Origin of the sequence: Oxynema aestuarii AP17, from assembly GCF_012295525.1 — a bacterium.
GTDB lineage: Bacteria > Cyanobacteriota > Cyanobacteriia > Cyanobacteriales > Laspinemataceae > Oxynema > Oxynema aestuarii.
This window is the reverse complement of record NZ_CP051167.1, coordinates 1627307-1639282: the sequence shown is the minus strand read 5'-3', so window position 1 is coordinate 1639282 and position 11976 is coordinate 1627307. Positions and strand designations below refer to the sequence as shown.

Genomic DNA, 11976 nt, shown 5'->3' with positions numbered 1-11976 from the left:
TTTAATTAAACTTTAAACCGTAATTGTTCTAACTCTTCCCGGATCGTCGGTCTTTGATAGCCTAACGCCACCGCTTTAGAACTATCTAAAGAAACATCAGGCGGACGGGGTGCGGCCATTTTCACGTCTTTTTGGAAACACGGCGCGATCGCGGCATCATTCAACTCGAAAACGTCGATCGCCAACTCGAAAAACTCGTAGCGTGACAAAGACTCTCGACCCCCAAGATGCAGTAAACCGCGCCCTTTTTCCAACGCTAACAATAAACCCAATGCCGCCGTTTTACCGCTAACAGGGGTGCGGAATTCATCCACAAATAACCTCAACCGTTCTCCGCTTCTTAACTTGGCGAGCATCGGTTGTAAAAAACTCGTCGCCGTCGGTCCCGCTTCGCCAAACATCAACGGCATCCGACAAACCACTGCCTCGGGATAGCGCTCTAAAACTCCCAATTCGGCCATCACTTTTTGTTCCCCATACATACTCACCGGACAGACCGGATCCAGTTCTCGATAAGGGGGATTTAACCCGTTAAAGACTAAATCTGTCGAAGTAAATACAAAAGGAATCCCCCTATCCGCGCACAACCCCGCTAAATTGCAAGTTGCGCTCACGTTAATTTCGTGGGATTCCTTCGGATGAAGTTCGCAAAAATTGGGTTGAGAAGAAGCTGCCGTATGAATGACCGCCTCCGGTCGAACGGTATTAAATAAGTCTTTAACGGCTTGAAAATCTCGCAAATCGATTTGAAATGATTCGATCCCTTTAACGGAGGGAGAATGACAGAAATAGGTTCCGAACACTTCCCAAGTTTTAGTGGTCACTTGCGCCAGATTCCAGCCTAGAAAACCACTCGCCCCCGTGAGTAACAATCTTTTCATTTCTCGATACCTCAAGCTTTACGCCTATCTTATTTGAAGTTGACGTAAAGTTGACAAAATAGATGCGAAATTAGACCAATTTTTGCGAATTTATGCGAATTTATGCGATCGCGGCTTTACTCTTGCAGTTCAAAGTCTTCTTTCGCCGCCCCACATACGGGACAAACCCAATCTTCGGGGATATCTTCAAATGCGGTTCCCGGTTCGATCCCACTATCCGGATCGCCTTTTTCCGGGTCGTAAACGTAACCGCAAATTGTACAAACGTATTTTTTCATGGTGACCTCTTCGAGATTGTCATCTGGCTTAACGGCGATCGCTCACGTTTTTAATTCCTGCTAAAATTCCTGCCCCAATCGAAACTAAAACTAAAGCCCAAATTAAATAATTGGGAATCCATCCGAGAATCCCCGTTCCTTTCAGAATGACCACGATCGCGCTGAGTAGGAAAAAAATTCCAAAAATATATAAAGAAATGGTCTTTCCCGTTCCAGGTTGGGGGGATTTACGCACGGTTGATTCTCCTCAATCGATAAGCAACAGCCCGATATCCCGTTGATTCCAGGAAGAAACGGGCAAAAGAGAGCTAAAATCAAATGAATTTTGAGCGATCGGACTCGTATTGTTCTAAAGTATGCCACGATCGCCCCCCCAACTCCCTCTCTCCAAAGGTAGAGTGCGATCGAATTTCTGGAGTGGCGGCTTTCAAGGCTACGAGTGAGCTAATCTGAAATTCTAGCTCTAACATCTAACCTCTAACCTCTAAAAAAATGGCCACGATCGAACGCCAAGCAAAAACTGTCCAACGCCTGCGAAATATTAGTCGTCTTCTCGACAATGCCATCCCCATTCCCGGAACGCCTTACCGCATCGGACTCGATCCCTTACTCGGATTGCTACCCGCCGGAGGAGACCTCGCCGGGGCCTTGCTTTCCGCCTATATTGTCTTTTCTGCGGCTCAATTAGGCTTACCTCGCGAAAGTTTAGTGCGAATGGTTTCTAACATTTTATTGGAAACCGTGGTCGGAACTATTCCAATTGTCGGCGATTTGTTTGACGTTGCTTGGAAAGCAAATATCAAGAATATGGAATTACTTGAAAGTCATCTCGACACGCCCCAACCTGCGAAAAAAGCAGATAAGACATTTATTGCATTGTTACTGATCGGATTGCTCGTTTTCGTCGTGGCGGCGATCGCCTTTAGTGCGTGGCTAATTACTGTTATTTTTGGCGCTCTTTTACGGTGATTCGTGGTTATTGGCGTTGCCAAACCTCGATTGTAATCTTTGAGGGAAAATTAGTTGATATTTTTCCTCAAAGTATTAACTTTATCTGCCATTTTTTCTGGTTCTCCTGAAAGGGGAAAAAATAAAATATTTTCAATTTGTGGGTTGTTTACGACTTCATCGAACCGATTAAATTGTCGTTCGGTGATTGAAATTCCATCATTCGCCGCTACATATTTCAGTTCGTCATTGAAGTTTTTGTCGGCATAAACTTGAATGAAGACGCGATCGACGCCCCAAGTTTCCCAATCGGCAGCAAAATATCGTTTGGCCCAATAAGGATTGTGATGGCAAAGATCGAAACTAACATTAGGATTGGCGGCTTTCATCGCCGCGATCGCCTGTTTGACAAAATTCGTCAATTCTAAGGTGCGATCGACTTGTCCCGGCAACTCGGCATGATAGCCTAAATAATCATCCCACTGAACCGCATCAATTGTGGGATATCGAGTCACGAATTCGACCAGAATCTCCTTAAATAAATTAGAAACTTCGGAAATACCGACATCTAGCACGTAATGATCGACTCCGGGATGAGTTCGGTCTACGCCAGCCACGATCCAACCTCGTTCGACGGCTAGATTAAATGCCGGACTGTTTTCGTCTATTTTAATTCCTTTTTCAAAGTAGGCATGAACTTCCATTCCCTGTTTGTGCGCTTCATCAATGAGCCAATCAAGCCATCGATCTTGAAACTCATTCGGACAACTTTGGTAGCCGAATTTTTCCTGCATGACTTGACTTTTGTACATCGTACAGGCATTCCCCCAAACTCCGTGAATGATGGTATTTATACCACGATCGCGATAGTAGCGAACTCGTTGGCGAATCGTTTCCTCGCTGGCGTTATTGGTGGCTTGGTAACGACTTAAATAGATCCCTCTAATTTCTTTCGTTTCCCACGGCGTTTGAGGCGATGAGGATGGATTTGAACCCGTATTTTTTCCAGGATTGTTCCCTGAATTGGCTCGGGGATTGGCAGGCGGATTGTTCGGTAAAGTTTGCGGTAGTTGAGATGTCGGATTTTCTGCTGGCGCTGTAGGTGTAACTGTCGGAATTGAATTTTCTGGAGCGGAGGTATTCAAAAAGGGAATTTGGTTTTGTAAATCTGAGGGAATGAAGCGACTCAGTTCTAAGTTTTCTCGCTGAGTAAATAACCAATATCCTCCCCCTGCAATCAGGAAAATGACTGAAAAAGGAATACTAGCACATCCACATCCACTGGCTTCTTTTTTAGAGCGTGACATTGTTATTTGCCAATTCAGAAAAATTGTAGTTTTAGAAGATTTACGGCAATTCAGTACGGGAATATTAACCGGGTTGACGGTTTGTACTGCTGACAAGACTTTCCTGAAAATATACCATCCTTTATCATAGGATTGCGATCGCTTGTTTGTCAATTTTGTGGCGACGAAGTCGCCAGTCAAAGGCGCGATGTTTATGATGTAGATAGTCTTTTTAGGCGAGGGTTTTTTGGAGAAGTAGCGATCGCGACAAACTCATCCTCTACTTTAGTCGAATTCACTCTAGGAAACTGCCATGACGACTCAACTCCCCGATGGTAACCGATTCGATTTTTCCCCTATTCCTCCTTTGGAAAGCGGCGATCGCCTCACCCGTCCCGAGTTTGAACGACGGTATCAAGCCAACCCCAATATCCACAAAGCCGAACTCATTGAAGGAATTGTTTACGTGGCTTCTCCCTTACGCTTTCAACAACACGCAGAACCCCACAGTTTCCTGGTGACTTGGTTGGGTACTTATATCGCTTTTACCCCCGGCGTGCGATCGGGAATCGAACCCACGGTTCGTCTAGATTTAGACAATGAATTTCAACCAGATATCGTTTTAATCCTCGATAAAACTGTGGGAGGACGCGCAAAATTAACGCCAGACGGTTATTTAGAAGGCGTGCCGGAATTGGTGGTAGAAATTGCGGCTAGTAGTGCGGCGATCGACTTAGAAAATAAACAGCAAGTCTACCGTCGTAATGGAGTTTTAGAATATGTTGTCTGGCAATTTTTTGAGGAAAAATTCGATTGGTTTGTACTGGTAGACGGAGAGTACCAACTGCTCAGTCCCGATGAGGGCGATCGGGTAATCCGTTCTCAAACTTTTCCCGGCTTATGGTTGGATGTGGATGCCCTATTCACTCGCAGAATGTCTCGTGTTTTAAAAGTTTTACAACAGGGGCTTTCATCACCAGGACATGCCAATTTTTTAGAACAATTAGAGAATAAAAAATAGATTTAATTGTGAGCATCGATTGACAACAAATATCCTCTGTAAATCTTCTAGCTTCAATTCAGCAATCTAATACCGATTTTCAAAAATAATGAGAGAGATCGAGGGTAAGGACACGGCAATGCCGTGTCCTTATAAGCAATCCATCTCCATCGAGATTTTAGAAAAATGGTATAACCTGTCAGTTCGCTGAAAATGGGAATGTACTCTCAGAATTAAGACTGAACTTATTGTCTTGTTATTCCAGGCGATCGAGAATTGCGATATAATCAGAAAAGCTACCGATCGCGATCGAAAAACTTAATAACTAAAAGCATTATGTGTTTGTAAAATACAAGTCAGAGAAGGAGAAAACAAGATGGTTGCTCTTACGGACAGTCAACATTTAGCTCCTGAAGAATATTTAGAATTAGAAGTAGAAAGCTCCACCAAGCATGAATATATTGATGGAAAAATTTATGCCATAGCAGGTACAACCGATACTCACAATGCGATCGCTTTAAATTTAGCAATTCTTATTCGCAATCACTTGCGAGGAACAAACTGCCGGGTGTACTTTGCCGATATTAAAGCTCGGCTCGATCGCCCCAACTGTTTCTACTATCCCGATTTGCTGGTCACTTGCGATCCACAAGATCGAGAAACTACAACCTACAAACGCTGTTTCAAACTGATCGTAGAAGTGTTATCTGAGAGTACGGAAGCTTTCGATCGCGGCGACAAATTTAACGATTATCAAACTGCAGACAGTTTAGAAGAATATGTTTTAGTCAATAGCAAACAACAAAGAGTTGAAATTTTTCGTCGTCATTCTGAAGGGGGCTGGCTATTTCAGATCTACCATGCTAGCGATACGAGCTTCACCCTGAAAAGTATCGATTTAAAGGTAGATTTTGCCGATCTTTACGATGAGGTGGAATTCGAGACTGAATCCGCTTCCTAAATCACTTGAGTCAGGATTGCCCCCCGAACTCTTTGGGAGTAGAAGCACCTTGCTCCCTAAAGGGGTTACCAATCGTTGAGGAGGGCTAGAACCGTAGGGGCAAATAAGTTTCGGCTCTTTTTTTACCCCTACATCGGTAGAACTGAGGATGATTAAAAATGCTCTATTTGTTCCTAAATTAAGCAGGTAAATCTCGTTTAAGTTGAGCAACTTGCTCGGGAGAGAGGGTTAATTGAACTTCTATCAGTTGGGTGCCATCGCGGGCAATGATGAGACGATCGCCCTCAATTTCAATTTCAGAAATATTCAGTTTTAATTTACGATATTCGATTTCCGGAAGACCGACACGAATGACGAGATTTTGTTGGGATTGCGGATAAACATAAAGTTGTTGGCGTAAGGTATCTAATTCGAGTTGACGAACGGTCGTATTGTGTTCGACGGGAGAACCGGGTTTATTCCAATACAGAGTAATTCCGCGTACTTGCGGGTTGGCGATCGCAAATTTATCGTCAAATCGCTGCGGTTCCCAATCCAGTTGTTCTACTTCTTTCTCCGGATCGAGCAATCGCTGACGCCAGGTGACGGTTTGACTGCTTAAACTCGCCCACCATTGGCTGATGCGAGCAAAATTTTCTGCATTTTCCGGGCGTTTTCCGCTTGAAATCCAAATTGTCTTCATATCAATTATTTTTGAAGGGACATTCAATACTATTTTAAAGTTTAGATTGTAAATTGACCGAGGTTTTAGCGGGCGATCTCTATGGATTTACCGATTATTTATCACCCCGATTATGTTGCTCCCCTTCCGGAAGGTCATCGCTTCCCGATGGCGAAATTTGGCTTACTTTACGAGTTGCTATTAAAAGATAATTTAGCTCATCGCTGGCAATTTCACGAACCGGAGTTACCGCCGACGGACTGGATCGAGTTCGTCCATACGCCATCATACGTGCAAGCTTACTGCAAAGGTACCTTAGATCCCAAGGCACGACGGCGGATCGGACTGCCCTGGAGTGCGGCACTGGCGAACCGAACGTGTCGGGCGGTTGGCGGCACGATTTTGACGGCGAAGTTAGCGCTATCACGTGGTTTGGCGTGCAATAATGCAGGAGGAACCCATCATGCGTTTCCCGATTTCGGTTCGGGATTTTGCATTTTTAACGACCTGGCGATCGCCGCTCGCGTTTTGCAAAAATCAGGCATGGTTTCAAAGGTGTTAATCGTCGATCTCGACGTTCATCAAGGGGACGGAACGGCATTTATTTTCCGAGACGATCCGAGTGTGTTTACATTTTCCATGCACTGCGAGGCTAATTTCCCCAGTCGCAAGCAACCCAGCGATTTAGACGTTGCCCTCCCGGTGGGGATGGAAGATGACGAATACTTGCAGACTTTAGCGAAATACTTGCCCGATATTTTGTCCCGGGTCAAACCGGATTTAGTCTTGTACGATGCGGGGGTGGATCCCCACGCGGGCGATCGCCTCGGCAAACTCGCCCTCAGCGATACGGGAATTTTCCGGCGGGATATGCAAGTGCTATCGACTTGTATCGCCCAAGGATATCCAGTTGCTTGTGTCATCGGGGGCGGTTATGCGGACGACATGACCGATTTAGTCTACCGTCATTCTCTGTTGCATCGGGCGGCGGCGCAAGTGTTTCAGCAGTATCGACTTTAGGGATTTTAGATTTTAGAGTTTAGATTGCAAGAGTTAGATATTAATGGGGTTGAAATTTTGGCAATGTTGTTATTCAATGTATTGAAAGATCGCCTAGTTTACGGATTGACAACTTTACCCAATTTACAAGATTGGTTATTTTGTTTTGCTCTTTTAGGACTGTATGCTGTCATTGCTTTACCGATTGGATTTTATTTCGATTTTATTCAAGTCGATATCCGCAGATCCAGAAAGGCGATCGCCCTAGTGATGGCGAGTTGTTTGCTCACTCCGGGAATTTCTGAGGAAGTCTGTTTTCGACTTTTACTATTACCTCACCCGAGCGAAAATGCTTCATTTACGACTGTTTCAATTTCGGCGATCGCCAGCTTAATTGCTTTTGTGATTTATCATCCCCTAAATGGCTGGACTCTGGCACGCGATCGCTGTCATACCTTTACCGATCCCGTCTTTTTATCCCTAGCCAGTTTATTAGGACTTTGCTGTACGATCGCCTATCTAAAAACAGGTTCGATCTGGTCTTCAGTGTTTCTCCATTGGGCGATCGTCGTCGTTTGGTTACTCCTTTTAGGAGGCATCCGCGAGTTAGGAGAGTCAGAATTCTGAATGGTTAAATTCCGAATTCTGACGGGTAGATTCCACTGAAAATAAAGATTTAAAACTGACCTTCGAGACAGTCACGACGAACGAGATTCATCAATGGGCGTTGCCGACACTTCTACCGCTTCTACATCTACCGTTCCCGGCGGAGTCAAGCGTTCAAATCCTTCGCCTTCAACGCGCAAGGGTTCGCCACAACTAGGACATTGTAATTCAGTACGTTTTAAACCCGTTAATTGATAAGAGCAAACGGGACAAGACCCGATAACGAGATTGCGACCCAACCACCAGCGCAATCCGAGAAAAGCAATTACTGGGGTCAACATTAACAATCCCAAGAAAATTAAAATCGAATTGACCAGCCAACCTAAGCCAATCGATCCTAAAAACCAAATGACCAGGAAGGGGACGACCCAACGGCTGACATCGGTCAAAAAGTCTAGGGAGAAAATTTTAGGGCTGCCTTGGTTCATGGCCGATCTGTGCCTCAATAGTTGCGAACACTTCCATACTACCGAGAAACTCCCAGCAGTTGTTGCATTCTGCGGGTGAAGGCATCCGTACCGAAGGCGGTGAGGGTTTCTTGTCGCAGCCAGGTTCCGTCACAACGGCGATCGCCTCCTTGTAATATTTCGATACAAGCGCGGGCTACGGCGTCGGGGTCGCGATAGGGGACGCGCCAGCCGAGTTTGCCGTCCTGTAAGGGTTCCGCCGACCCGTCATCGTTGCCGGAGAGCACAGGAATTCCGCTTGCCATCGCTTCCATGTAGACGATGCCGAAACCTTCGCGAGACGGCATGATGTAGGCGTCCGCCACTCGGTAATGGTCGGGCAACTCTTCCGTGGGCACGAATCCGGCGAAGACGACGCGATCGCTCACCCCTAAATCTTGCGCCATTTTCGCCAAACGGCGCTGGTCGTCCCCCCGTCCGATCGCCAAATATTTAACGTCGGGAAACTGCTGCGCGATCGCGGGTAACGCCCGAATCGTCACGTCAACACCTTTGTATATATCCCCGGACCACAAACGGGCGACGGTCATCAATACCCGCGCCCCCCTCAAGCCGTAGCGATCGAGCAATTCCGGCGGTTTTTCCCCGGGAATAAAGCGTTTCCCGTCGATCGCGCAAGGTAGTAACTCGAACTTTTGTGGGTCGAGATCGTTCGCCGCGCAGGCGAGATCGCGGCTGTAACGGCTGATCGTCCAGATGCTGTCCGCGTCTTGTAATGCTTGGCGATAGCGCGGCGGTAACGGTTCCCACACTTCCTTTCCGTAAGTTAAAACGGTGTACGAAATTCGGAGTATTTTGCAAAAGTTACGCACGAGTGGCGCCAAATTAATATGACCGCAGAATACGCGCTGGGGTCGGCGGAACAGCAGTTGCAACAAGAGGGCGATCGCCAATTTCAGCCGTCCGACCCACGGCGGTAACGTTTTTAAGTAATAAAATTTAAGTGCAGGGTTACCTTCAAAAGGATTGTCACATCCGGGCGAATCTCGCAATAGTAGGACGCGCGCCGGGTCTAAATAGTTTTGAGGGTTGTTTCGGGTTTGGGTAACGATTTTGGCATAGGCTTGAAGAATATCTTTAACGTAAGATTGAATTCCACCTTCCCAAGAGAAAATTTCGAGGAAAACGAAGACATATTTCATAGTTGTGGAAGTCTGTAAGTCCGGTAAGATTCCCGCGAATTAGAAGAGCTTAGGGCGGTCAAGATGCCCGCCAATCAGAAGAATCGATTATCAATTTTCGACTAAATCTAATAACTGTTCTTCCGTCAATAAAGTAATCCCTAATTCCTGGGCTTTTGCTAACTTCGATCCGGCCTCTTCTCCCACCACTACATAATCCGTTTTACGACTGACCGAACCCGTAACTTTTCCTCCCGCATTTTCGATGATTTGCTTGGCTTCGCTACGCTTTAAACTGGGTAACGTTCCGGTAAGAACAAAAGTTTTTCCAGTTAAGTTTGACGATCGCGCGCGATCGCCCGTCGTTTCCGTTTGCGGTTGTTGCGATAACTGCACGCCGATCGTTTTCAAGCGATCGATCGCCCCTTGATTGGCACAGACGCGAAACCATTGATAAACTGAATTGGCAATTTCCAAACCGATGCCGTAAATCCCTTCTATATCGGCGATCGAGGCACTGGCGAGACGATCGACATCGGGGAATTTTTCCGCCAATAATTGGGCGTTGACGCCACCGACATGGCGAATTCCCAAGCCGTACAATACCCGCGACCAGGGCTTAGTTTTGGATTCGGCGATCGCGTTGACTAAATTTTGCGCCGACTTTTTGCCAAATCGCTCTAATTTCGCCAATTCTTCGACAGTAACATCATATAAATCCGGCACCGATCGCACGAGGCCGCGATCGACCATTTGCTCGACTAATTTTTCTCCCAAACCGTTGATATCCAAAGCATCCCGGCTTCCCCAATGGATCAGTGCCCCGCGCAAAATCGCCGGACAAGAGGCATTAATGCAGCGCGTCACCGCCTCACTTTGCGGTTTGACCACAGGTTCGCCGCATTCGGGACAGCGATCGGGCATTTGGAAGCGAATCGCCCCTTGCGGGCGTAATTCCGGCAAAATTCGCACGACTTCCGGGATAATTTCCCCAGCTTTGCGGACGATCGCCGTATCGCCGAGATGGAGGTCTAATTGGGCGAGGCGATCGCTGTTGTGTAATGACGCCCGCGAGACCGTCGTCCCCGCCAACTGCACCGGAGACAACTCCGCAACGGGCGTCAGCGCCCCCGTTCGACCGACTTGGACAGTCACCCCTTCCACGACGGTCGGCGCCTCTTCGGCGGCATATTTGAGGGCGACCGCCCAACGGGGGAACTTCTGTGTAAAGCCGAGTTCTGCTTGCAATCCTTTGTCATTGAGTTTGACGACCACCCCATCGGTCATATAAGGCAGCGCCTCGCGATCGCCCTCCCAGCGATCGTAATAGTCTCTCACTTCATCCAGCGATCGGCATAAGACCCGATTGGGATTGACCTTAAACCCCAGCGCGTGCAACTGTTCCAGGGCGTCCCACTGGGTGGCCGCCATCTCGGTTTCTTCTTCGCCTGGAATATGCAACGTATACGCAAAACAATCTAAATGCCGTTCGGCAACTACCCGCGAATCTAACTGGCGCAAGGTTCCCGCCGCCGCATTGCGCGGATTGGCGAACGGCTGTTCCCCGTTGGCTTCCCGTTCTCGATTAATTTTGTGAAAAACATCCAAGGGTAGAAAGGCTTCGCCGCGCACTTCGACGACGGCGGGCGGAGGGTCTGCGGTCAGACGCAGGGGAATCGCCCGAATCGTTTTTATATTCTGGGTAATGTCCTCGCCGTATTCTCCATCGCCCCGGGTCGCCCCGCGTACCAAAATCCCGTTTTCATAGGTGAGGGCGATCGCCGAACCGTCAATTTTTAACTCGCAGACATACGCAAATTCTTCTTTGGGGACGACCCGTTGCCACCGTTGCTGCCATTGGGCGAACTCCTCGACGTTAAAGGCATTTTCGAGGCTGTAGAGGGGGATATTGTGACGAACCGATTGAAATTGGGTGGCGGGTCGTTCGCCGACACGCTGGGTGGGACTGTCCGGCGTCACCAGTTGCGGGTATTGGTTTTCTAAGTCTTGCAATTCCCGGTAGAGGCGATCGTAAATCGCATCTTCCATAATGGGATTGTCGAGGACGTAGTAGGCGTAACTGGCTTTCTGCAGTTGTTTTCGCAGTTGTTTGACCCACTCTTGGGTTTCCACTGAGGGCGTTGACACGATCGCAATTCCTTGAAGGTCTACGGCTGGATGGTCGGTCTTATTTTATCTAAGTTCAATTTTATAAAAATATCAAAATAGCACGGGGAACGGGCGATCGTTGTAGTTTATCGATCCCCAATCTAACTTAAATTTAATATAAATTCAGGTCAAAGATTTTTCCCGAAAGTTGAGTGGGATGGGTCAGCATCTCTAAGTCCCCACCGGAACGATAAATTTCGACTTGCCGATCTCTAATGTCGATCTCTAATGTCGATCGCCCATCCCCAATTTGTCCCCTTTGCAAAAAATATTATTTTGACTTAAGCTGTTTCTCTTTTTACATGCATATAGCTGTCTATCAATGATTTGCAATCCAAATAGGCAGCAAGATGCTCTCTATTATAATGGTTTTAGCAATGGAAAATTAACGAAAGAATCACAGACCTTTCTAGCTACTTTTCTCGATTCCACTGGCGCGATCGCTCGCCGATCCGAATCGCGATCGTGGTTTGATAAGCTGCAAACTCAGGAACCATCGATCGCGAGCAACAGGAATTCTCCATTAAATTGTAAATGAT

General features: G+C 47.0%; 14 protein-coding genes. 5 read left to right on the top strand and 9 right to left on the bottom strand.

Going from position 1 to position 11976, the window contains the following annotated elements:
- Positions 1-5: 5 nt before the first annotated feature.
- From HCG48_RS06620 to HCG48_RS06605, 4 genes are all read right to left on the bottom strand, one after another.
- Positions 6-881 carry an SDR family oxidoreductase gene (locus HCG48_RS06620; protein WP_168568445.1) on the bottom strand — a complete coding sequence of 292 codons (876 nt, stop codon included), beginning with the start codon at positions 879-881 and terminating at the stop codon, positions 6-8.
- Positions 882-997: 116 nt separating this feature from the next.
- Positions 998-1159 carry a rubredoxin gene (rd, locus tag HCG48_RS06615; protein ID WP_168568444.1) on the bottom strand — a complete coding sequence of 54 codons (162 nt, stop codon included), beginning with the start codon at positions 1157-1159 and terminating at the stop codon, positions 998-1000.
- A gap of 28 nt (positions 1160-1187) precedes the next feature.
- Positions 1188-1394 (bottom strand): hypothetical protein, encoded by a 207-nt coding sequence (locus tag HCG48_RS06610; RefSeq protein ID WP_168568443.1) that lies wholly within the window; start codon positions 1392-1394, stop codon positions 1188-1190.
- A 79-nt stretch (positions 1395-1473) separates the two neighbouring features.
- The gene (locus tag HCG48_RS06605) at positions 1474-1629 is read right to left on the bottom strand and encodes a hypothetical protein (RefSeq protein ID WP_168568442.1); all 156 of its coding nucleotides are present in this window, start codon (positions 1627-1629) and stop codon (positions 1474-1476) included.
- A 22-nt stretch (positions 1630-1651) separates the two neighbouring features.
- Here HCG48_RS06605 and HCG48_RS06600 point away from each other — a divergent pair, with 22 nt between their 5' ends.
- Positions 1652-2128 carry a DUF4112 domain-containing protein gene (locus HCG48_RS06600; protein WP_168568441.1) on the top strand — a complete coding sequence of 159 codons (477 nt, stop codon included), beginning with the start codon at positions 1652-1654 and terminating at the stop codon, positions 2126-2128.
- 50 nt (positions 2129-2178) lie between these two features.
- Here HCG48_RS06600 and HCG48_RS06595 read toward each other — a convergent pair whose 3' ends face one another.
- A complete protein-coding gene (locus tag HCG48_RS06595; RefSeq protein ID WP_168568440.1) occupies positions 2179-3414 on the bottom strand; it encodes a family 10 glycosylhydrolase in 1236 nt (411 codons plus the stop codon).
- A gap of 292 nt (positions 3415-3706) precedes the next feature.
- On the opposite strand from HCG48_RS06595, the gene HCG48_RS06590 reads away from it, so the two are divergent.
- Positions 3707-4414 (top strand): Uma2 family endonuclease, encoded by a 708-nt coding sequence (locus tag HCG48_RS06590; protein ID WP_168568439.1) that lies wholly within the window; start codon positions 3707-3709, stop codon positions 4412-4414.
- Between the two features lie 355 nt (positions 4415-4769).
- Positions 4770-5354: a Uma2 family endonuclease gene (locus HCG48_RS06585; RefSeq protein ID WP_168568438.1), complete on the top strand. Its 585-nt coding sequence runs from the start codon at positions 4770-4772 to the stop codon at positions 5352-5354.
- Positions 5355-5532: 178 nt separating this feature from the next.
- Here the strand turns inward: HCG48_RS06585 and HCG48_RS06580 are convergent, their stop codons facing one another.
- A complete protein-coding gene (locus HCG48_RS06580; protein ID WP_168568437.1) occupies positions 5533-6036 on the bottom strand; it encodes a hypothetical protein in 504 nt (167 codons plus the stop codon).
- Between the two features lie 81 nt (positions 6037-6117).
- On the opposite strand from HCG48_RS06580, the gene HCG48_RS06575 reads away from it, so the two are divergent.
- Positions 6118-7035: a histone deacetylase family protein gene (locus HCG48_RS06575; RefSeq protein WP_168568436.1), complete on the top strand. Its 918-nt coding sequence runs from the start codon at positions 6118-6120 to the stop codon at positions 7033-7035.
- A gap of 63 nt (positions 7036-7098) precedes the next feature.
- On the top strand, positions 7099-7641 hold the full coding sequence (locus tag HCG48_RS06570; protein WP_168568435.1) for a CPBP family glutamic-type intramembrane protease: 543 nt from the start codon (positions 7099-7101) through the stop codon (positions 7639-7641).
- A 71-nt stretch (positions 7642-7712) separates the two neighbouring features.
- Here HCG48_RS06570 and HCG48_RS06565 read toward each other — a convergent pair whose 3' ends face one another.
- From HCG48_RS06565 to ligA, 3 genes are all read right to left on the bottom strand, one after another.
- On the bottom strand, positions 7713-8108 hold the full coding sequence (locus HCG48_RS06565; protein ID WP_168568434.1) for a hypothetical protein: 396 nt from the start codon (positions 8106-8108) through the stop codon (positions 7713-7715).
- A 38-nt stretch (positions 8109-8146) separates the two neighbouring features.
- Positions 8147-9289: a glycosyltransferase family 4 protein gene (locus HCG48_RS06560; RefSeq protein ID WP_168568433.1), complete on the bottom strand. Its 1143-nt coding sequence runs from the start codon at positions 9287-9289 to the stop codon at positions 8147-8149.
- Positions 9290-9379: 90 nt separating this feature from the next.
- The gene (gene ligA / locus HCG48_RS06555) at positions 9380-11416 is read right to left on the bottom strand and encodes an NAD-dependent DNA ligase LigA (RefSeq protein WP_168568432.1); all 2037 of its coding nucleotides are present in this window, start codon (positions 11414-11416) and stop codon (positions 9380-9382) included.
- Between the last annotated feature and the right edge of the window lie 560 nt (positions 11417-11976).

Excerpts from the sequence above, each read along its gene's own strand:
- HCG48_RS06560 (WP_168568433.1), bottom strand. The coding sequence starts at position 9,289 with ATGAAATATGTCTTCGTTTTCCTCGAAATTTTCTCTTGGGAAGGTGGA.
- HCG48_RS06590 (WP_168568439.1), top strand. The coding sequence starts at position 3,707 with ATGACGACTCAACTCCCCGATGGTAACCGATTCGATTTTTCCCCTATT.
- HCG48_RS06565 (WP_168568434.1), bottom strand. The coding sequence starts at position 8,108 with ATGAACCAAGGCAGCCCTAAAATTTTCTCCCTAGACTTTTTGACCGAT.
- HCG48_RS06620 (WP_168568445.1), bottom strand. The coding sequence starts at position 881 with ATGAAAAGATTGTTACTCACGGGGGCGAGTGGTTTTCTAGGCTGGAAT.
- HCG48_RS06600 (WP_168568441.1), top strand. The coding sequence starts at position 1,652 with ATGGCCACGATCGAACGCCAAGCAAAAACTGTCCAACGCCTGCGAAAT.
- HCG48_RS06570 (WP_168568435.1), top strand. The coding sequence starts at position 7,099 with ATGTTGTTATTCAATGTATTGAAAGATCGCCTAGTTTACGGATTGACA.
- HCG48_RS06580 (WP_168568437.1), bottom strand. The coding sequence starts at position 6,036 with ATGAAGACAATTTGGATTTCAAGCGGAAAACGCCCGGAAAATGCAGAA.
- rd (WP_168568444.1), bottom strand. The coding sequence starts at position 1,159 with ATGAAAAAATACGTTTGTACAATTTGCGGTTACGTTTACGACCCGGAA.
- HCG48_RS06585 (WP_168568438.1), top strand. The coding sequence starts at position 4,770 with ATGGTTGCTCTTACGGACAGTCAACATTTAGCTCCTGAAGAATATTTA.
- HCG48_RS06605 (WP_168568442.1), bottom strand. The coding sequence starts at position 1,629 with ATGTTAGAGCTAGAATTTCAGATTAGCTCACTCGTAGCCTTGAAAGCC.
- HCG48_RS06575 (WP_168568436.1), top strand. The coding sequence starts at position 6,118 with ATGGATTTACCGATTATTTATCACCCCGATTATGTTGCTCCCCTTCCG.
- HCG48_RS06595 (WP_168568440.1), bottom strand. The coding sequence starts at position 3,414 with ATGTCACGCTCTAAAAAAGAAGCCAGTGGATGTGGATGTGCTAGTATT.